The following is a 20,421-nucleotide window of genomic DNA, read 5'->3' as shown; positions in this document are numbered from 1 at the left end:
TCGGCTGCCGGGGTCAGTGGCTGCTGTGGGTTTGTCCGGTGATGCGGTCGGTGAGCAGGTCGGTGACCGAGCGCGGGGCGCGGCTGAGGAGTTCAGTCAGGATCGGGTCGACTCCGGCGAAGCGGCCTTGGCGGGCGGCTTGGAAGGTGGTGAGGGTAAGCCGGGCCATGGCCTCGGGGGAGCCCGCTGCGACCCGGTCGGCGATCCACTGCTCGTCGTCGGCGACGACCCGTTCGATGGTGCGGCCGGTGAGGGCGGAGGCGATCTGTGCGACATCGTCAAAGGTGACGGCGTCGGCGGCGGTGAGGGTGACGGGGCCGTCGAAGGAGCGGTCGCCGGCGAGGATGAGCGCGGCGGCTTCGGCGACGTCGGCGCGGTCGGTCCAGGAGACGGGGCCGTCGGCGGGGGCGGTGATGGTGCCGGTCTGCTGCCAGGGGCCGAGCAGCCAGTCAAGGCTGTGGGCGTAGAAGCCGTTGCGCAGCGAGGTCCAGGCGATGCCGGTGTCGGCGAGGATCGCTTCGGTGGCGGCGTGGTCGCGCGCGGGTGGGAACGGGCTGTCGAGGCCGGCGCCCTGGTGGCTGGTGTACAGGATGCGCTGCGCGCCGGCCGTGACCGCGGCTTCGATGGCGGTGCGGTGCAGGGTGACGGCGTCGGCGGTGGGGTCATTGGAGGAGACCAGAAGCACCTGCTCGGCGCCCTCGAACGAGTCGCGCAGGGCGTCCGGGTCGTCGTAGGAGCCGCGCCGTACCCGCACACCGCGGTCGGCGAGGTGCTGGGCCTTGGCGACGTCGCGCACGCTGACGCCGATCTGGTCGGCGGGGACGAGCTTGAGCAGGTGTTCGACGGTGGCGCCGTTGAGGGCGCCGGTCGCACCGGTGATGACGATCATGATCAAGTCCTCGTGTCGGTGGGTCTCACGGAATCGCGGTGTGCTGGCGACGTGGGGGCTACGGGCCCTGACGTTGCGGGTGGGTGTCATCGCCGTTGGAGCAGCGGAAGGAGGACGTCGTCGACGAGGTGCTCCAGGAACGGCCGGTCGCAGGGTTGGCCGGCGACCACGAGCCGGTGCACGATGAGGGCCGGGGCGATCTCGGCAAACAGTTCGGCCGCACCAGGCGTCAGCCGCTCACCGCTTTCGATGGCGTCGCGGAACGGCTGCCGGGTCATCGCCGCTTCGTCGCGGCGCAGGATCCGCCGCATCTCTGCGGCGAGGCCGGGGTCGCTGCGCATGCCGGCGAACAAGGCGCCCAGCAATCCGATCTCCTGTTCGGCGATCTGATCGGCCAGCCACTGCACGGTCGCCAGCAGCGCCGCACGCAGATCGCCCAGCGGGGTGGCCGGGGGCGTTCCCGGCGCCCGGTGCTCGACCGCCGCGGCCACCAAAGCGGCCTTGCCCGGATAGCGGCGGTAGACCGTCGGCTTGCCGACCCCGGCCCGGGCCGCTACCGCGTCGATCGTCAGCTGGTCGTATCCGACCTCGGTCAGCACCGACAGCGTCGCCTCAAGAATCGCGACGTCACGACCGGTGTCCCGGGGCCTGCCGCGCGTCGGCACGGACCTGCCGCCATCTGACATCACCCACCCCCGATTAACGAAACGAAACTGATACGTAACGTAATTTAGCCAAGGAGGGGCGTCCAGACAAACTCGGCCTTCGGGAGGTAGCCGACGGAGTCTGATCACAGCGGCTGTTCCGTTAGAGGATCCCCCACCGGAACACCACCCGGCCGAAACAGACCCCCAGGCCAGGGTGTTCCGTATAGCTGTTCCGCGAATCGTTCCGGTGAAGGGGGCTATGCGGAACACTCTGGACGGGTGAACGAGACGCGCCGTGTCGGATACGCCCGTTGCAGCACCGATGAGCAGGATGTGATCATCTAGACCGAGCAGCTCCTCGCGCTCGGTGTCCCCGAGGACCGGATCTACATCGACCGCGGATTCTCCGGCACCACCCGCCGCAACCGCAACGGCCTCGACCAGTCCCTCGCCGCGTGCTGGGACGGCTCGGTGTTCACCGTCACCAAGTTCGACCGGTTCGCCCGCAACATGGCCGAAGCCAACGACATCCTCACCGGGCTGTCCAAGCGGGGCGTCCTGTTCGGACTCGGCACGTCGGTCTACGACTGGAACGACCCGTTCGGCCGGCTGTTCCTCCAGACCCTCGCGATGGTCGCGGAGTTCGAGGCCAATCTCGGGCACATGCGCACCCGCGAAGGCATGGCGCTGGCGAAGAAGAACGGCAAGCTCAAGGGCAAGCAGCCCAAACTGCCCGCGCCCGCCCCCCGCTCCATCCGCCGCCGCTACGCCGAGGGCGAGGTCTCCCTCGCCGACCTCGCCACCGAGTGCAGCGTCGGCCGCTCCACCATCCACCGCATCATCCACGGATCAGATGCCTGACCTGCGGCTCAGCGCTTAGCGCCAATACCCGGCCGGATCTTCCCGGTACCCCGGCCCGGGTGAGCGGAGCCGGTGGGCGGTCGCGTACAAGACCGGTGACGGCCATGACCAGCCCGATCAGCAGTGGTATCAGCATGTGCGGGGAAGGCAGCGCCGGCTCTCCCAACTCACCCGCCACCACCATGACGGACAACATCACGGCCCATAGGACGACGCTGGCTCCCCGAGACGCGATACCGCTGCTGCGAAAGCGTGGCGGAATTCGCATGTCACGCAGAGTAGTAACGTTATGGCCAGGTTAAGCGCCGGCGGCCGCCGTGGCGGTCGGCGCGCTGTGCCGCTCAGTGCCCTCTGCCAGGGCTTCCTCGCTCGACCCTGACCTGCGTGCTGGGGATCCTGGCCGAGCGCGCGACGGGACTGCGGCTGCCCGAACTGCTCTCCCACACCTCTGACAGCGGCTCGGTGCCGAGCACGACGCCGAGATCACGGTCGACCGCAACGGCAACGCGCTGGCGGACATCGGGATCTGTTAGGCACGCGACCTCGCCCGGCTCGGTGAGGTCCTGCGGCGAGGTGGCCGGCGCCCGGACGGGCGCGGGAGGTGCCCGAGCCGTGGATCCACGACCTGGCGCGGACGAGCCATCGAGACCTGCATAGACATATCCGTAGATATATGAGCAAACTAACAACTGTTACGTTTATAACGCAACGGAAGGATGTAGGCCGATGGATGCGGCCGCATGGGGCCTGGGCGCGGCAGTGCTGCTGGCCTCGATCGTGGAGATGGTGGAAGCGCTGACGATCGTCATGGCCATGGGCATGACCCGGAGCTGGCGCTCCACCCTCATGGGGGCGGCGGCGGCCCTCGTGGCCCTGACCGCCTTCACCGCCGCCGCCGGCTACGCCATCGCGACCTGGTTGCCCAAGGCGGCACTGCAGCTCGCGATCGGCGGCCTCCTGCTGATCTTCGGCCTGCAGTGGCTGCGCAAGGCGATCCTGAGGTCGTCGGGGCGCAAGGCCATGCACGACGAGGAGCAGATCTTCGCCGAGGGGGTGGCGGCGGCCAAGAACGCGGGCGAGGTCAAGTCCGCGGGGCTCGACTGGTTCTCGTTCATGATCAGCTTCAAGGGCGTCTTCCTCGAAGGCGTCGAGGTGGTCTTCATCGTCATCACCTTCGGCCTCAACGCGGGCAACATGCCGGTGGCGATCACGGCGGCCGTCATCGGCGTGCTCCTCGTCCTCGTCGTAGGCATCGCCGTCAGAGGGCCGCTGTCGAAGGTGCCGGAGAACACCCTCAAGTACGGCGTCGGGCTGCTGCTGGCGGGATTCGGCACGTTCTGGTCGGTGGAGGGGCTCGGCATTTTCACCGAGAGTCACGAGAGCCTGGAGTGGCCGGGCTCCGACCTGGCCATCCTGGTGCTCGTCGCCGTCTGGTTCGGGCTGTCCCGCCTGCTGGTGCGCGCGCTCAGCCGGCCTTCGGCGACGCGGTCCGAGGCCGTCCCGACTACTTCCGGGAGCTAGACATGGGATTCATCCGAGGGTTCGGGCAGTTCTGGTACGACCTGATCGTCGGCGACGACTGGAAGATCGCCGTAGCCGTGGTCGTCACGCTGGCGCTGGGCACGGTGGTGCTGCTGGCGTTCGCCGTGTCGGCCGTGGTGTTCGCACCGGTGCTCGGCGTCTGCCTGATGGCCGCCTTCGCCATAGCGCTGCGGATCGACACGCGCGACCGGTAGCCGTTCGCCGGCCGGGTGGGCCCTGCGCGCTCACCTGGCGCCGGTGCTAGAAGATCGCGCTGTCCTCGGCCTCGTACACGGAGGCGGCGAACTCCTCCAGCGTCTTCGCGCACTCCTCGAGCGCCTTGATGACCTCTTTGCGCCGCGCGGCGCCCAGGACGTCGCGGGCCTTGACCTTCTCGTACCAGCCCTTGAGCTTGGAGAGGTCCTCTTCGTTCTCCTCTAGCTCGCTGTACGTGAAGTGCTTCGCCCGCACCTCCTTCTCCACTTCCTTGTGGAAGTCGGCGCACTTGTCGAGGATCTCTTCGTACTCGTCGTCGCGGGCGGCGTTGTAGAGGGCGACCAGGTCGGACTCGCCGATGACCGAGGAGGTGCTGACCAAGAACGCCTGGCCGGACATCGATTCGACGATCTCGCTGCGCAGCGCCCGCAGGGCCCGCTCGCTCTGCGGGGTGCGCGGCGCGGCGGCCGCGGAGTTCTGCAGATAGACGGCGCCGAGGTTGCGGAGCCTGCGCCAGACCGCCGCCCGCAGCCTGGTCGGCTCGCTGGGCACCCGGTAGATCAGCATGAGCCAGGTGACAGGCTTCACCGGCTCGGCGGCCTCCTGCGCGCCGCCCTTCGCCTCCTCCGTGCCCGGCAACGTGCGCCTCCTCCTCCGTACTGGACCACTCGATCGTATCCGTGCGCGACACCGGGCGCCGCCCCGGAAGGCGGGCGGAGCGTTCGCACCTCAGCGGGGCTACTCCACCTGCGCATTCTGCCCAGGACCTCCACCGGTAGATCACCCAGAAGGAAGGCCAGCCGGGGCACGTCGTAGCCGGCGTCGACCACGATGAGGATGTCGCGGTCGGTTTCGGTGTGCTGACCCGCCTCCACCAAGCGGACGACGACATCGCGGAGCTGGCCGGCGGCGACGGCGGCGACATCCGCGCCGGCCTCCAGCCGGATCGCGTCCACCAGCGCGGTCCAGGAGGTGCGGCCGGTCTCCAGCGCGGCGACGATGGAGTACGGCCAGCCGGAGATCATCTGGTGCGTGGTCTTCTCGCTCCGGCCGTAGGTGTGGCAGAAGGACCGATCCGGGCTGGTGGCGTCGGGCCGCAACCATGGCGACACGTCCGCCGCGAGCACGATCCGGCCGTCGGCGGCCCGCGGCAACGGCAACGTCGTCATGGCCCGGCGCAACCGCCCGATCTCGATCCGGCCGTGGTTCAGCCCGTCATAGAGGGCTCCATGCCCACGCCGGTGCTCGGGCGCCAGCGCCAGGTCCACCAGCGTCCTGACCGGCCCATCGGTGCACAGCACCGCCGCGGCCAGCTCGAACAGCTCATCGCGCCGCGTGGTCAGGCACGCGTAGAAGTCCAGCCGGAACTGCCACAGCCCTGCCAGGCCACCGCGATCGGCGTGGGTTTCGCGGCTATCGGTTCGCGTCGCCGTCACGCATGCCCGAGTGGACATCGCGGCCACTGCCTCGCCTCGGAGAATTTGCACGAGCCGAAGATGAGACGGTGACCGTCCCATGTCACGGCGACACACCATGCCTAAACCGCCACAATCCGCTATGCGCGAAACATCACGATTGCGACCGAACACGGCAAGCGCGAACGTGACAGTGACCGTGCTGAGTGCGATCACATCAAGCCGGAAACCTGGACAGACAGTTGCTCTCGGGTAAACCGGTCGACGTCCAAGCGCACGCCGGTCAACGCCTCAACGGTCGCCAATGCAGTCTCCCAGTCAGGATAGGGCGCGGCGGGTGTCACGCCCGCCTCGTCATCGGCCTTCATCCGTGCCCCCAACGCCCGCAAGGCCCCCAGATAGCCATCGAGCGCGGCAGGGTCCTGACCGAAGCACTCCGGGCCGTAGGGCGACGAGATCTGCGCCACCGATGTGACGAGAACACCATCGGCCGCATAGAACAACTCGTGGGCATTGTTGACCAGACACCAGAAACCCCACGCCTGCGCGTTCTCGGTCAGGCTGGCCCAGATGTCGGGATCGCTGGGATAGCGGTTCTGCGCCAGCACGATCACACCGTGGTCGCTCTGTTCCAGGACGACATGATCCCCCAGCTCCAGCACCGTGCGGGGAATCGCCGTGTCGGGGTCGGCACCCAGCCGACGGGCGACATCGGCGACGGTGAGTGGCTCCTCGCGCCCTTGCACTACCATCCAGAACATCGCGTCGTTGATATAGGGATCCACCCGGCCGAGATCCTTGCAGAACTGTATGTAGTAGTTGATCATCTCGGGCGTAACCGGACTCATGCTCTCCCCTCTCGACAAGTGGAGACGACAGAGTAGCGACCGATCACGACATTTCCGGATCACCAGGAGGGCAGCGCAGAGCTCGATCACCGCGGAGATCTCGCTCATCCCACGTCTGTCGACCGGAGCACTCCGGGGGCATGTTGCGATGGATGGCGCTGCCACCAGCCACCATCCGCGAAACCGGCACAACCCGTTCTGCGACCTAAGATGCGGCTTCGCCGCCAAACGGCACCAACGCGAAGTTTGAACCTAAATGACAAGCTGATCGGCAGTGGCAGGACCGAACGGTCACTGACCGCGGCCGCGGTCGACGACCCATGCTGGTGCTGTCGGATATGGTGGGGGCATGGGTTGCTTCGCCGCTATGAACATCCGCGCCGCCGTTTAGCGGCGGTATCGCGGTTGCCGTAGACCGCGGCCTCATTGCCGGCCCCGCCCGGGGTCAGTGCCAGGGTGTACCGCCGGATCGGTGTCTCGCCGGCAGCCCAATCTCGTGTCTCGCTGTGCTGCCGGATCGTCCTGTGTGATCCGGGGAGCAAATCCATGTCGCAGCAGTTCCATCCAACGAACCAAGACCTTTTCCCTCGCACGTCCGAGGCATGCCTCGCCGTCGCCGACAAGCCGGCCGCAGCCACCGCGAAAGCGAAGCCGGACCATGACGTGCAGCCCGAACCCGCCAAGCTTCTCCTGATGGTCGGGCTCCCCGGCGCCGGAAAGACCACCCGGGCCGAAGAACTCGCCGCGGCGCACCGCGCGCTGCGGCTGACCCCGGACGAGTGGATGATCTGCCTGTTCGACGGGTCGCAGCCCGACGGCAAGCGCGACATCCTGGAAGGACGGCTCATCGCACTAGCGCTGCAAGCGCTGCAACTGGGCACCAACGTCGTGCTCGACTTCGGGCTCTGGAGCCGCGACGAACGCTCGGCACTGCGCTGGCTGGCAACATCGGCCGGGGCAGCCTGCCACGTCATCTACCTGCCCATCGACACCGACGTCCAACGCGCCCGGATCGCACACCGCCAAGCAACCGCACCGCACACGACATTTCCGATGAGCGAGGCGGACATCGACAAATGGCGCAAGCAGTTCCAGGCGCCAGATGCCGCCGAACTCGGCGGCGGCGACATCCCCGGTCCGCCGGCGGGGTGGCCGGGCTGGCCGGAGTGGGCCGCGGACCGATGGCCCTCGCTCGCACACGGCAATGCCTCCGAGGCGCGGAGGCGACAGCGGCCGGCGGCGGAGTGACGGATACGCCGGGCACCGGTAAGAGTGTGTCCACGCCTCGGCGAAACCTAGATCAACCACTCCGGCCTTGAGGTTCAGCAACACCCTCTAACGGAATTCGGCGCCGACGTTGTCTGATCTTGACGATGGTCTGGTCTGCGGGAGGCGCGCGGGCCAGGTACAGATCAGGTGGTGTTCGAGGATGGGGCCGCCCTCGTCAGTCCAGACGGCCATGGCGGCCCGTCCACGGTTGCGTCCGTGGGCCCGGAAGCGTATCCGCCAGGAGGCGGGTTCCGGCGGGTAGAGGAATGCCGGTGCCGCATTCGAGGCCGGTGGGTGCTTGGATCGTGATGCTGGGGCCAGTGACGGTGAGTACGACTCGACGATGTCGTCCCAGCGGCCGATGGTGGCTATTCGCAGGTGGTGGTGTCGGCCGGGGCCGCCGTTGCAGGTCCATCGTGCGCGCAGGCGCCTGCGTCAAGCAACGCGACCGCTTCGATCCCCGATCCGACCTGGACGGCTTCCCCGCCCAGCGCCACCGCCACCATCCGCAAGATTTACAGGTGAGGCGCGGGTGTCGGTACCGAAGGGCCCGTTCGGGCGTGCCGAAGAGTCAGAGTTGAACGCCTCGCAGGTCTCTTCACCCAACGACGACGCATGAGCTGAGGCAAGTGGACCACGACCCGATCGAGTCCGATCCGGCAGTCCTTACAGTCCCTTGCCAGCCGTCATCCTCAACCATGATTGGGCTGTGGGCAATGTGTGGGACGTCGCAAGGTGATCGCTGCGGCGAGGATGATCGTGCCCAGGGCGGAGATCAGGCCGCCGAGGATGAGCGTGTAGCGGGCGCCGAGGGTGTCGGAGATCAACCCGGCCAGGGGGGCACCGATGGGGGTCCCGCCGAGCAGTACCAGCAGGTAGATGGACATGACCCGGCCGCGCATGCCAGGGCCGGCGTTGAGCTGCGTCATGGCGTTGGCGGTAGTGAGCACGATCGCCGAGGCCAGGCCGGTCGGCAGCAGGGCAGTCATGAAGGCAGGGCATCCGGGCGCGAGACCGCTGATGGCTTCCAGTACGCCGAAGACGACGGCGGAGGTGATGAGGCGGGCGGGAGTGGGCGGGGTGCTGCAGCCGGCCGCGAGTATGGCGCCGACCAGGCTGCCTGCGGCGTAGCAGGCCGACACGTACCCGAAAGCAACGGGGTCGGAGTGGAACACGGTGGTGGTCATCAGAGCGGTGGTCACCTGGAAGTTGAATCCGAAGGTGCCGATCAGGCCGATGAGGGTGATCGGCAGCAGCAGGTGGGGCCGTGTCCTGATGTGCTGGAAGGCATCGATGAGCTTGCGGTTGTCGCGGCGGCTTGAGTGTTGTGGCTGGTCGGCGCGCAGGCTGAGCAGTGAGCCGAGGGCGGCCAGGTAGGAGGCGGCGTTGAGGAGGAAGACGACGCCAGAGCCGGCCAGAGCGACGATCATTCCCGCTGACGCGGGGCCGAGGATGCGCGCGATGTTGAACTGCGCGGCGGACAGACTGACCGCGCTGGGCAGCTGCTCGCGGTCCACAAGCTCGGCGATGAAGGCGTTACGAGCTGGGCCGTCGATCGCAGTGAACGTGCCCAGGCTGAGGGCGAGGGCGTACAGGTGCCAGATGGTCACCGCGCCGGTCACGGTCAGCGCGCCAAGAAGCAGCGCCTGGATGCCCATGAGGGTGTGAGTGATGAGCAGCAGGCGCCGCTTGCCACAGCGGTCGGCCAACAGGCCGCCGTACAGGCCGAACAGGATCTGGGGCGCGAACTGCAGTGCGGTGAGGATACCCAGGGCTGCACCGCTGTCGCCGGTGAGGTGGAGAATCAGCAGGTCCTGGGCGGCGCGTTGCATCCAGGTGCCGATGTTGGACACCAACTGGCCGATCAGGTAGCGGCGGAAGCCGGCACACCGCAGCGGCGCGTATCGAGACCCCCGTTCGGGCTTCGCTTCCCGATCGACGTGAAAAGAGCCCACCTCAAGCCTCGTCCAGATAGTGGAAGCCGGGGGCTGGGTGCATCAGGAAGGCATGGTGGGAGATGTTCCATGCGTACGCGCCCGCCATGGCGAAGGCGACGTAGTCCCCGGCCCGCAGTCGTTCGATGTGGACGTCTCTTGCCAGGACGTCCTTGGGTGTGCACAACTGGCCTACCAGAGTTACCGGCTCGCCGGTGGCGGTGGGTCGTGGCCAGGGCCAGGGCCAGTTGTCGATCGGGATCGTCCGGAAGGGCTGGTCGTGCCCGCGCGCGGCGGGGGTGCGCAGGTGGTGGGTGCCGCCGGCCAGCACGGCGAACGCCTGACCGTGGCTTCGCTTGATGTCCAGGACCCGGGTGATGTAGCTGCCGCAGTACGCGCTGATCGAGCGACCTGGTTCGATTCGCAGTGTCGTGCCGGGGTGATCAATGAGGATCTTCTCCAGGCCGGCCCCGAAGTCCCGCCAATCGAACAGGCGGTCGGGGTCGTTGTAGTCGACCGCCATTCCGCCGCCGATGTTGATCTCGGAGAGGGGCAGGTCCCGCTCGGAGGTCCAGGCCAGGATGTCGCCGGCGAGCGCGAGCTGGGCGGGCGCGTCCATGCCACTGGCCAGGTGCAGATGCAGGCCGCACAGCCGGATCTGCGGCTGTGCGGCGATCAGGTGCAGGCAGTGGTCGAGGTCGCCGGGATCAAGGCCGAAAGGGCTGGGTACGCCGCCCATGACCAGCGGAGCTGGTCCGGTGGCAATGGGGGCGTTGACGCGTAGCAGAATCTCGGCGGTGCGCCCGCCGAGCAGCGTGGCCAGCAGATGCAGCTCCTGGACGCTCTCAACATGGAGCCGCTGGACGCCCGCGTGGAGTGCATAGTTCAGGTCGGCGGCGGTCTTGCCGGGGCCGCCGAACGCGATGGGCGTGCCGGGGAACAGTTCGCGCACGTGGCGGAGCTCGCCTGCCGAGGCGACCTCGAACCCGTCGACGTGGTCGCGCAGCGCGGCCAGCAGCCGGGCGTCGGGGTTGGCCTTGGCGGCGTAGTACACCTCGACCCAGGCGGGCAGGGCCGCTCGGATGGCCTGGGCGTGCTTGCGCAGTGCCACCAGGTCGTACACGTACGCGGGAAGGTCCTCCTCGGGCAAGGCGCGCACATAGTCCAGCAGTCGCGGCCTCATGGGGTCATCTCGCGGGGGAACTCGGCGATCAGCGGGCTGGGCAGGGGGACGTAGGTGGCGTGCCGGTCGGCCTGGCGGGACCAGCGCAGCAGCAGGTTGGCCTTGGCGGGCAGCGGGACGCCCGACAGCAGAGCCCGTAGCGGCGGCGGGTCGCCGGCCATGCGGGCATGGGCCTCCAGGTGGTCGCGCACCAGCCCCCACAGCTGCGGCTCCAGCTCGTGGGCCTGGTCGGCGAGCGCGGCGAGCATCTCACCGACGTGGTTGACCAGCAGGCAGTACGCCACCCGGTTCCAGCCGCGCTCGGCGTCGTAGGTGAGCGGCCCACGGACCTCCTCGGGCAGGTCCGCCAGGGCACGGTGATGGAAGCGCGGGATGAGCTTGGTGCCCTCCAGGTCGCGGAACAGGACCTGCGCCGGTGTTCCGTCGGTGTTCACTCCGACGACGACGTTCTGCAGGTGGGGCTCCAGGACCACCCCGTGCTCGAAGTAGGCGGTCAGTACCGGTGGCAGTAGCAGCCGTAGGTAGCCGTCCCACCAGGAGAGTACGTCGCCGTCGCCGCGAGCCAGCAGGTGGGAGATGTGCGCCGGACCCGTGGGGTACTCGTCCGCGATGGCGGCGGCCAGCAGCGCGGTCGCGCCAGGGCGCAGCGCCCGGTGCACGCCCGAGCGCACGATCACTCCCAGGCTTTCCAGGAGTTGCTTGTCGCCATTGAGGTCGAGGCTGCGGTAGCCGGGCTCGGCCAGCAGCGCGCAGCCGGGGAAGCGGGTGGCCAGGTCGGCGAAGACGGGCTGGAGCAGCCGGTTGAGCGCGACCGCGCCCGAAAGATCGTAGGTGGCGTTCTTGCGTACGCAGTTGGTCAGCCGCACGTTGAGGCTGAACTTGAGGAACAGGTCGGCGGCCGGCTGGTACAGCGTGCGTACCGACGCGGTGGGCAGATAGCCGGGCCCACCGGAGCCGAGATCGTGCACGTCGCCGCGGGCCAGCGCCGCGCGGAGACCGGCGTGGCCGCGGATCTGCTCGTACTGCCAGGGATGCACGGGCAGCACCCGAAACTCCGGTGACTCCGGCGTCGCGTGCGCGGACACCTGGTCGAGATCGCACACGTCGCCCTCCTGCCGGATGGCTGTCTCCCGTACGGCCAGGTAGTGCAGCGGGAAGCAGGCGCCGGTCTCGGGGCTGTAGCGTGACCAGTCCCAGGACCATGTCGAGCGGGCTTTCGGGGTGGGATGGAAACGATGGCCGAACACCAGCGACTGCTCCGACTCCACGTAGCCGGTCTGCGGGGTCTGGACGCCGCGCAGCGCCAGCGCAGTGTCGATGACCTTGTGGCTGTCGCTCACCTGGACGAGGAACTCCTCGTTGGCCGTCCCCGTGCGCAACTCCAGCTCGTCCTGGATGTAGCAGGCCAACTCGCGCCAACCGACTTCGACCCACTTGTCGCCGTCGTCGCGTTCTACTGGCCCAGTGAAGCGGTGCGCCCCGATGAGCGAGACCCTGCGTACGGCGACGCGCAGCAGGATTCCGCGTCGCGGCAACCGGAGCAGCAGATGGCCGTCGGCGATGGTGACCTGGCGTTCGGGTGCGGATACCTCCCGGATCAGGCAGTTGAGCAGCGTGTGCGCGGTGACGATGTCTGCCTGCGCATATGCGGTCGTGGTCGGTGTGATGATCATGTTGGGCATGGCAATGGCTCCTGTCGCGGCGGGGCGGCCGCGTCTGGTGTGTGATCTTGATCGTAGGAATCAGCGCGCCAGTGGGTTGGGGATGGGCGTCCACAGTGCCGTGCCGCTGTCCTTGGCCAGCCGCATGGCCGTGGTGGCCTTCAGCGGCAACGTGGCACCAAAGACGGCCGCGGCGTCTCCGCCGCCGGGGAGTTCTGCGCAGACGCGTTGGGCCACCGAGGCGACCGTGCCCCACAGTGCCTCGGGTTGGGCGCCGCGCGATCGGGCCAGCACCGCGACCAGTTCGCTGAACATCCCACTCAGCAGCGCGCCGACCAGTTTGGTCCGCAGCGCGCCCACATCCTCGCCGGCGCGGTTGCCGGCCAGTTCGGGGAGGGTGAAGCCGTGCGCGGTCAGCCGTCGCGGGCTGATTCGCACGCCGTCCAGGTCGCGGTAGAGAATTCGTACCGGCTGGTCGTGGCGCAGCACAACCAGGGTGTTCTGGCCGTGGGCCTCCAGGGCGACGCCCATCGACAGCAGCGTGAGCGCGGGTGGCAGGATCAACTCGGCCAGGCTGGACAGCCAGCGCATCGGGTCGCCCGCGACCAGGGCGGCCTGGGTGGCGTAGATCGCCGTGATCGGGACGGCGATCTCTCCGGGCTCCAGGTGGCGCTCGACAGATTCCCGGATCATCGCGGCGAGGCTCGGTGACGGCTGACCGTCGACGCACACTGCGATCCCAGCCACCTCGCGCAGCACGCGCAGAGTGTCGCCGTACCCGACCTTGTCCACCACTGCGCCGACCAGTTCCGACAGCACCGGCCCGTCGGCGACCTCGGCCGGTGAGATGGTCCTCCGATAGTTGGTGATCTGCACGTCCAGCGCGGTTTTGACGTGGTAGCCCGGGAGCGTGCCGACCGGGGCGAGCGTGCGCAGCGACAGCAGCGGCCGGGCGGCCACCGTGCCCGCGGTCACCTCCAGGCCGGGATGATTCGGGAGCACGTGATCTCGCTGCCACGGATGCACAGGAACGAGCATGCTGCCGCCATCGCGCAGCTCGCTCGGCCACGTGCCGGATGCAATCCAGCGACCGGCCGGCGCGGCGAGCAGCGGCAACTCGACCACGGGGTGATGCTCAGGCGCGTAGGCGAGCACCTCGGCCACGGACATCCCGGTGCGGGTACGGCAGCAGGGATGCTGGGGATGGCCGTCGATCACCGCCTGCTCGGCATCGGCCGAGTCACGAACGGCGCCTGAATCGCCGCGGTGCGCAGCCCTGGCCAGCGCAAGATTGACCACGCTGTTGCCGAGCTCGGCCGCCAGCCGGCGCGCGCCCGGTGTGCCCAGCTGCAGCGTCGCCAGCAACTCGGCCGGATCGGCGACATCTCCAGCCGGGCCGGCTACCGTGAACCCGGGCGGCACCTGCGCAAACCGCTCGGCGCACGCGGTCGGCGCCACCAGCCGCCCACCGGCTTCCAGCTCGACCACCAGCATGGCGCCGTCATGCCGCCGATCGGCGATACCCGGCACCGGCTCGCGACCGAACGCCCCCCACAACCGGCCAAGAACCTCTGCCCGCGCCCCGGCCACCTCTTTGTCAAAGGCGGCGACCAGGTCAGGGCGTACCTTGCGGAGCTGATCGACCGCATCCCTCTCGGCTGACGCCCCAGGCGCCGCGGTCACAGCCGCTGCCCCACGGCATGTGCGGCCCTTTCGAGCGATCCGCGGAGTGTGGGCGATGATTGCTGCGGGCATTGCCTCCGCGCTGCCGCTGATTGCATGTCGAACATCGTTGAATCCCCCGGAATGTGTCAGCGGAGCCGCTCAAATCTAGACACGCTCCGAGTACGTCTAACTACTATCAGTTATGTAGTAGCTTTCGCAACAACCACACCCGACTCGCAATCTCGTCCCGTGGTCTTCCTGGCGTGGACACTCCTCCATTGGGGCATCGCCAACTAACCTGCTTCCCCACAGGGTTGGAGAAGACCCGAGCAGCAAGGGCAGCGGAAAGAGGCGAGGCATGGCCGATCCATCCCGCGAGCGTCGCGACCGCGGCGCGCTGGAGGCGCAGGTTCTCACCGTCATAGCCGCCTCCGACCACCCCATGACCCCGGGCGAGGTCGTGACGCTGCTGGCCGACGGCCTGGCGTACACCACGGTGATGACGGTGCTGGCACGGCTGTACCGCAAGGGCGCGCTCTCCCGGGTGCGGCACGGGCGCGCTTTCGCCTACACCTTCGTCCGCGACGAGGACGCCCGTCGTGCGCTGCGCATGCGCGAGATGCTGGAGAAGGGCAACGACAAGGCCAGTGTGCTGGCGCACTTCGTCGGGGAGCTCTCCGCGGAGGACGAGGCCACCCTCCAGCAACTGCTACGCCAGGCGTCCCGTCCCGACGGCTCTGCTGAAGGCCCCCCTGAGGGCGGTGCTTGACCGTGCGCATCGCCGTCTACCTGCCGATGCTGACCGCCGCCCTGCTCGCCGCGACCGCCCCCTGGCTGGCCCGGCGGCTGCCGCCGGCAACCGCCACCTGGCTGCTGGTCCTGGCCGGCGTCGGCGTGGCGGCGAGCACCACGCTGACCCTGATCCTTCTCGCCTGGACTGTCGTCATCGAGTCCCCTGCCGTCGCCGCCCTCGGCTCCTGGTCGCCGTCCGCCTGGGACATCCGCAACCCCGTGCCCGACGCCGTCGCGGTGCTCTCCCTGATCACCCTGATCGCGGTGCTGTGCTCGCTGGCCGGCACGATGACGCGGCTCGCGCGCCGCTCCGCCGGCGTTCGCGAGGTGCTCGGCGGTCCTGGGGGCGACGACCGGGACGACGTCGTGGTCGTCGATCACAACGGGATTGAGGCGTTCGCGGTCGCCTATCCGCGCGGTCGCGGACGGATAGTGATATCCACCGGAATGCTCCACCTCCTGACGGAACCGGAGCGCCGTGCGCTCATCGCCCACGAACATGCACACTTGCGCCACCGCCACCACCGCCACCGCGCGGTCACCGCAGCGGCGAGCGCGCTCAACCCGCTGCTGTGGCCATTGCGCCGGGCGGTCGAGTTCGCCACCGAACGCTGGGCGGACGAACAAGCCGTCCTAGCGGTCGGCGACCGACCACTGGTCGCCCAAGCTCTTGCCCGCGCCGCCCTCGCCCGTCGCGGCCCCCTGCATTTCCCGGCGGCCATGAGCTACGACCAGCTCAACGTGCCCGAACGCGTACGGCATCTGCTGCAACCCCGGCCACACCCACGCCCCCTCCTCACCGTCGCGATCGTGACCGTGCTGGTCCTCACACTGGCCGCGGCCGGCGATGCCAGCGAGGACACCGGACACCTTCTCGATCAGGCCGGCGCGTCCTCCTTTACGGCGCGTGCGCCGACGTTGGGGAGGTGAAGGTGCAGACTCGGCCGCCGGGCGACATGAGAAAGTACGGGCGTCCTTCGGTTCCGGCCGGAACGAGGCATTAGTGAGCGAGCCGTCCGCGAGGCACAGGAGGTGGCTCGGCATCTGCCGCTGAGCGTCTGGGCCGTTCCAGCCGGCCGGGTACATCGAGGGCACGAACCAGCCCGGGCTCCTCCCGCCCTCGCTCTACCAGGCACAGCTCGTGGACCGCCTCCGCCCCTGACTCCAGGGCACTCGAGCGGCTGCGCCTCCACCACCGCCCTGCCGCCGGGCCTCGGCCCGCGTACCCTCGCACTCACGGCGGCGCGCCTCTCGTTGGGGGAGAGGCGCGCCGCCGTGGCCTGACACGACCGGACGGCCGTACCGGGGCACCGGCGGGGCAGGACTAGCGCACGACCTTGGTCTTGACCGGCTTGCCGTAGCCCCAGCTGGAGATGCCGCCGATGCGCTTGAGCTCCTCCTCGCTCATCTGGTCGACGCCGGTCTGTACGTTGAACGAGAGCACGCCGAGGATGGCCGTGAGCGTGCCCTTCACATCGGGGCCGGTCTTGAGCTGGAACTTGAAGTCCACCGACTCGCCGACCGGCACCGCCGTGCCCACCGAGCAGTACAGGAAGCCCTTCTCCACCGCACACTCGCTGCCCTTGGGGCCGAACCCCTTGGCCTTGCGGGAGTCCAACCCCTTGGGCAGCTGGAAGACGATCTGGTAGTCGGTCGCTTCGGCGGTGTGGGGACCGCGGTTGGTGCCGACCACGGCGTACTGGAGTGTGCCGCCGGGCTGGATCTGCTTGGTGCCCTTCACCTCCACGTCGAACTTGGAGTACGGCTCGTCGGCGGCCTTGGCCGAGGTGGCGGCCGTAGCGGATGCCGGGGTGAGCAATGCGGCGCCGGCCAGCGGGGCAATCACGGCGATAGTGGTGATCTTGCTGATGACTTGACGCATCGGCGTCTCCTTGAACAGGGGGTGCGCGGATGCAGGGAGCGCCCTGGGACCCCAGTTCTGACAGGAAAGGATCTCCACAGTTATCCCTTATTGTCCCCTGGGTCGCAAGAGGATCATCGGCACCATTGCCGCACCGCGTTTGGGCGAACGCGAACCAGCCACCGTGGTCGTGTGTCCGAACTCCGGCGGCGATCGGGCGCTACGGATGCGCGAGACCAGCACGGTGGTGTCCGGGATCGGCAGCGCATGCGAGTCGCACGGTGAAGGGCGGCGTCAACGCTCCAGGTGGAGCAGGCCTGCTCTTCCCCGGCTTCTGCGGTGATGCGGGCGGAGGTCTCTTCGCCCAGGCGGACGTAGCAGCCGAGGCCGGCCAGGTGCTGGTGGCGGCTCTTGGCCTGCAGTTCCGGCGCGGTGCGGCCTGCTTGCGCGAGATGTCGCAGCGCCGAATGACGGAGCCGGTGCAAGGTCCACTCCCGGCGGTGCGGGTCGACCTTGACCGGCTGAACCTGCCCCTCAACACCATCACATGCTACGCACGTCCCCGAACCCGAACGCCTGCCCCGCACCATGCGTAAGATGCACGCCGGGCCGGCTTCGCGCTGCTCCGCCACCGCATCCTTTTGGCCTGACGCTCCGTTACCGCCGAAGGAGAGACAGAGCCGTTACCTAGAAACACCCCACGCTGCATCAGAGGATGACTTTCCGTCCGTCCAGGACGTGGAAATCAGCGAGGACGTAGCAGTACCTGGCCCGTGCGGTCGTCAGGAGCCGGTGTCCGCGTTCGTGGGCGACGGCGGTGGCGTGGCAGGCCGCGAGGATCTCCGCGCCGTGGTAGTTGGCCTCTACGCACGCCCCGTACAAGCTTCCGGCCCTTGCCGCCGACGCGCCGTCGAGGGCGACCACCTCGACCCCGGGGAGGCCACAGAGAGTGTCGAGCCTGGCCGGCGAGCCTGGATCGTGGTCCTGGCTGCAATCCTCTTCACCGCAGGAACGCATGCTGTGGGCCACCGCGAGGACGACCGAGGGAATCGTCAGCGTCAACCGGCCCTCCTCGACCGCCTCCCGAAGGGCGCCTGACGCGGGACCGTGCGCGGTGGCCAGGCCATACAGGGCGTAGGAGTCGGCGACGATCGGAGTGGACGACTGCAGGATTTCCGATAACGGGGTCATGCTCCTCTTCTACCCCGGCGGTCCTTCCGGGATGGGCAATCCTCCGGGACTTGTGGATCACGAGTTTCCGAGCGGCCGCGGGTGAGGGTTGGTCGCCGGGCCGTTCGACCCGCAGGGGCGGAGGCCGCTGCCTGACCTCCGCGCCACACTTGCCAGTCAACGGCTGGCGGTTTCCCCGCTCCCGGTCACAGGGGGAGTGCCCTCGCGGTGAGGATGACCAAGCCGAATACCGGGTTTGTGTACACCCCGTGATGAGGGCGGAACACTCTGCGTTGTGGCAAAAGACGCTGAAATCAAGATTGTTTGTTGCCCTGACTGACAGCCGGTATTACCGTCCCGAGCGAGAGACAGTAGAGGTGATCAGTGAACGAGCAATCGTCCTTACCCAGTCTGGATCACGAACTCTGGCTTGACCGAAATTCTGCGAAGTCGCCGTTTCGGATAGCACCAAATAGCGGTTCGGCCCCAGTCGGGTGACCGGCATCGGGGGCAGCGCGCCGCCCGAGTCCCGCGACGCTCGCGGACCACGCGAGATGGGGAGACTTGTCGCGGCGGCGATACGGCTGGTATGGGCCGCCAGTCGTAAAGAGTTCATCACCGTTTTGATCATGGACGTGCTTCAGGCTGTGGGCGCGTTCAGCCTGGTCATCCAGGCGCAGAGCCTGCTCGGCAGCTTGATCGAATCCGAGTCCGGCCGCACCGGCGGCGGCATCCTGCTCAGTGTGGTGCTGTTCATCGCCGCGAACGTCGTGATCGTGGCTGCCGAGGCCGTCATCACCAACCGGCGACTGCTGCTCACCGAGCGCACCAGCATCTACATCTGCGGCAAGGTGCTGGAGGTCGCGGCCCTGGCCACGCTCGACGACTTCGACGACTCGCGTTTCCACGACCGTCTGCAGCGGGCGGCGACCAGTGCGCTGACCCGCCCGGCCAGGATGGTGGAGAGCCTGATCACGATCGGTCAGGCGATCTTCACGCTGTCCGCGGTGGCGCTCGCCTTGGTCACCGTGCAGCCGTGGATCGGGTTGTTCGCCGCGCTCACCGCAGTTCCTATCTGGATTGGCGGGATGAGGAGCGGTGAGCAGTACTTCGAGTTCGTAACCAAAACCACCTCCACCGACCGTAATCGCCACTACCTCTTCCAGTTGCTGACCACCCGCCAGCCGGCCAAGGAGATCCGCGCCTTCGACCTCGAGCATCACCTGTCGGGCACCTGGCGCACTCTCATGAACGAGCGTCTGGCCATGCTGATGGTCACTCTGCGTAAGCGTTTTAGGTCATCACTGCTGGCCTCGCTCGGCAGTGGGCTGGTGCTCGCTGCGGCGGCGGGCGTACTGATCGCGCTCAATCAGTGGGGAGTCATGAACCTGGCACAGACGGCCACCACGGCGGGCGCGCTCCTGGTGTTCAGCCAGAAGCTCACTGACGGTATCAGCTCCACGGGCGAGTTCTTCGAGGCGGCCCCGCTGATGCGCGACCTCGACTCGTTCCTCGCTCTGCGGCCCGAGCTGGTCAGGGAGCAGAGTGGCACGCCCGCTCCGCCCAGCTTCGCCGCGATCGAGCTGGACGACGTCTCCTTCACCTATCAGGGCGCGGAGCGCGCGGCCGTCAACGGCGTCTCGATGACCATCGGGGCCGGCGAGGTGGTGGCGCTGGTCGGGGAGAACGGCTCGGGCAAGACCACGCTGGCCAAGCTGCTCGCCGGCCTCTATGCTCCGCGGACCGGCCGCATCCTCGTCGACGGGGAGGACCTGGCGACCATAGACCCGGTCGCCTGGCGGAGCCTCGTCGCGGTTCTCTTCCAGGACTTCATCCGTTATGCCATGTCCGCTGAAGAGAACATCCGGATCGGCGCGGTCAGTCGCGAGCCGACTGAGGAGGCGATCCAGGAGGCGGCGCGGAGGGCCGGCGCCGACGAGTTCCTGTCCAGGCTGCCGGCCGGTTACCAGACCATCCTGTCGCCGGAGTTCGGCGAGGGCCAGGACCTGTCACTCGGGCAGTGGCAGCGCGTCGCCCTCGCCAGGGCGTTCATCCGCTCAGCGCCGCTGGTGGTGCTGGACGAGCCCAGCGCCTCGCTGGACGCCAGAGCCGAGCGCGCCCTGTTCGACAGCGTCCGCGAGCTGTATCGAGACCGAACCGTCCTGCTGATCTCTCATCGGTTCTCGACCGTGCGCACCGCCGACCGGATCATCGTCCTGGACAGCGGGGAGATCATCGAGCAGGGCACGCACGCCGAGCTCATGGCGGCCCAGGGACGGTATGCCGAGCTGTTCACCCTCCAGGCCAGCGGCTATTTCGAAGACGACACCGGAGACGGCGCGAGCGCCGACGCCATCGCCACCGTCGGATAAGCCGGCACCGCGGAACCAGCCTGACCCACCCCTCGCGTACGCCGACGGCATGCCCGCCGGAGAGCTCGTTTCAGGAATCCCTCACCTGGAGACGTCTTGGGACCAGAACGGACAGAA

17 protein-coding genes and 1 pseudogene are annotated in these 20,421 nt (G+C 68.3%); 7 read left to right on the top strand and 11 right to left on the bottom strand.

All coding sequences use genetic code 11. The features are described from left to right. Positions 1-13 precede the first annotated feature (13 nt). Both ACQPWU_RS29830 and ACQPWU_RS29825 read right to left on the bottom strand, forming a co-directional pair. Positions 14-889, bottom strand: a complete 876-nt coding sequence (locus ACQPWU_RS29830) for an SDR family oxidoreductase (protein WP_433445049.1) — start codon at positions 887-889, stop codon at positions 14-16. A gap of 86 nt (positions 890-975) precedes the next feature. Further along, the gene (locus ACQPWU_RS29825) at positions 976-1,554 is read right to left on the bottom strand and encodes a TetR/AcrR family transcriptional regulator (RefSeq protein WP_433445048.1); all 579 of its coding nucleotides are present in this window, start codon (positions 1,552-1,554) and stop codon (positions 976-978) included. 345 nt (positions 1,555-1,899) lie between these two features. Between ACQPWU_RS29825 and ACQPWU_RS29820 the strand changes: the two are divergent. The 3 genes and pseudogenes from ACQPWU_RS29820 to ACQPWU_RS29810 all read left to right on the top strand — a co-directional run. Continuing rightward, positions 1,900-2,397 (top strand): annotated as a pseudogene (locus ACQPWU_RS29820) (recombinase family protein); the annotation flags it as partial. Between the two features lie 726 nt (positions 2,398-3,123). Further along, positions 3,124-3,918, top strand: coding sequence for a COG4280 domain-containing protein (locus ACQPWU_RS29815; RefSeq protein ID WP_433445047.1), 795 nt, complete (start codon positions 3,124-3,126; stop codon positions 3,916-3,918). A gap of 2 nt (positions 3,919-3,920) precedes the next feature. After that, on the top strand, positions 3,921-4,133 hold the full coding sequence (locus ACQPWU_RS29810) for a hypothetical protein (RefSeq protein ID WP_433445046.1): 213 nt from the start codon (positions 3,921-3,923) through the stop codon (positions 4,131-4,133). A gap of 46 nt (positions 4,134-4,179) precedes the next feature. Here ACQPWU_RS29810 and ACQPWU_RS29805 read toward each other — a convergent pair whose 3' ends face one another. The 3 genes from ACQPWU_RS29805 to ACQPWU_RS29795 all read right to left on the bottom strand — a co-directional run bounded on the left by ACQPWU_RS29805 (position 4,180) and on the right by ACQPWU_RS29795 (position 6,376). After that, a complete protein-coding gene (locus tag ACQPWU_RS29805; protein WP_433445044.1) occupies positions 4,180-4,773 on the bottom strand; it encodes a Chromate resistance protein ChrB in 594 nt (197 codons plus the stop codon). Next, entirely contained in the window at positions 4,719-5,570 is an 852-nt protein-coding gene (locus ACQPWU_RS29800) for a transposase (protein WP_433445043.1), read from the bottom strand. The genes ACQPWU_RS29805 and ACQPWU_RS29800 overlap by 55 nt, the downstream gene beginning before the upstream one ends. Positions 5,571-5,761: 191 nt before the next feature. Further along, positions 5,762-6,376 (bottom strand): hypothetical protein, encoded by a 615-nt coding sequence (locus ACQPWU_RS29795; protein WP_433445042.1) that lies wholly within the window; start codon positions 6,374-6,376, stop codon positions 5,762-5,764. A gap of 567 nt (positions 6,377-6,943) precedes the next feature. On the opposite strand from ACQPWU_RS29795, the gene ACQPWU_RS29790 reads away from it, so the two are divergent. Further along, entirely contained in the window at positions 6,944-7,645 is a 702-nt protein-coding gene (locus ACQPWU_RS29790; RefSeq protein ID WP_433445040.1) for an AAA family ATPase, read from the top strand. A gap of 713 nt (positions 7,646-8,358) precedes the next feature. Here ACQPWU_RS29790 and ACQPWU_RS29785 read toward each other — a convergent pair. The 4 genes from ACQPWU_RS29785 to ACQPWU_RS29770 are packed head-to-tail and all read right to left on the bottom strand — an operon-like array spanning position 8,359 to position 14,127. Next, positions 8,359-9,621: an MFS transporter gene (locus ACQPWU_RS29785; RefSeq protein WP_433445039.1), complete on the bottom strand. Its 1,263-nt coding sequence runs from the start codon at positions 9,619-9,621 to the stop codon at positions 8,359-8,361. A 1-nt stretch (position 9,622) separates the two neighbouring features. Then, positions 9,623-10,783, bottom strand: a complete 1,161-nt coding sequence (locus ACQPWU_RS29780) for a type III PLP-dependent enzyme (protein ID WP_433445038.1) — start codon at positions 10,781-10,783, stop codon at positions 9,623-9,625. Further along, on the bottom strand, positions 10,780-12,465 hold the full coding sequence (locus tag ACQPWU_RS29775) for an IucA/IucC family protein (RefSeq protein WP_433445037.1): 1,686 nt from the start codon (positions 12,463-12,465) through the stop codon (positions 10,780-10,782). The genes ACQPWU_RS29780 and ACQPWU_RS29775 overlap by 4 nt, the downstream gene beginning before the upstream one ends. Positions 12,466-12,525: 60 nt before the next feature. Then, complete coding sequence (locus ACQPWU_RS29770; RefSeq protein ID WP_433445036.1) at positions 12,526-14,127, bottom strand: IucA/IucC family protein; 1,602 nt, start codon at positions 14,125-14,127, stop codon at positions 12,526-12,528. A gap of 340 nt (positions 14,128-14,467) precedes the next feature. Here ACQPWU_RS29770 and ACQPWU_RS29765 point away from each other — a divergent pair, with 340 nt between their 5' ends. Both ACQPWU_RS29765 and ACQPWU_RS29760 read left to right on the top strand, forming a co-directional pair. Next, positions 14,468-14,878 carry a BlaI/MecI/CopY family transcriptional regulator gene (locus tag ACQPWU_RS29765; protein ID WP_433445035.1) on the top strand — a complete coding sequence of 137 codons (411 nt, stop codon included), beginning with the start codon at positions 14,468-14,470 and terminating at the stop codon, positions 14,876-14,878. 2 nt (positions 14,879-14,880) lie between these two features. After that, positions 14,881-15,831 (top strand): M48 family metalloprotease, encoded by a 951-nt coding sequence (locus ACQPWU_RS29760; RefSeq protein WP_433445319.1) that lies wholly within the window; start codon positions 14,881-14,883, stop codon positions 15,829-15,831. A 394-nt stretch (positions 15,832-16,225) separates the two neighbouring features. Here the strand turns inward: ACQPWU_RS29760 and ACQPWU_RS29755 are convergent, their stop codons facing one another. After that, the gene (locus tag ACQPWU_RS29755; protein WP_433445034.1) at positions 16,226-16,783 is read right to left on the bottom strand and encodes a hypothetical protein; all 558 of its coding nucleotides are present in this window, start codon (positions 16,781-16,783) and stop codon (positions 16,226-16,228) included. A 687-nt stretch (positions 16,784-17,470) separates the two neighbouring features. Continuing rightward, a complete protein-coding gene (locus tag ACQPWU_RS29750; RefSeq protein WP_433445033.1) occupies positions 17,471-17,953 on the bottom strand; it encodes a hypothetical protein in 483 nt (160 codons plus the stop codon). 608 nt (positions 17,954-18,561) lie between these two features. Between ACQPWU_RS29750 and ACQPWU_RS29745 the strand changes: the two genes are divergently transcribed. Next, entirely contained in the window at positions 18,562-20,304 is a 1,743-nt protein-coding gene (locus tag ACQPWU_RS29745) for an ABC transporter ATP-binding protein (RefSeq protein WP_433445032.1), read from the top strand. Positions 20,305-20,421 lie beyond the last annotated feature (117 nt).

This window comes from Nonomuraea sp. CA-141351 (assembly GCF_050944675.1).
In the GTDB taxonomy this organism is placed as follows: domain Bacteria; phylum Actinomycetota; class Actinomycetes; order Streptosporangiales; family Streptosporangiaceae; genus Nonomuraea.
Note: the sequence above shows the minus strand (reverse complement) of the source record. Positions and strands in the feature narration are given on the sequence as shown.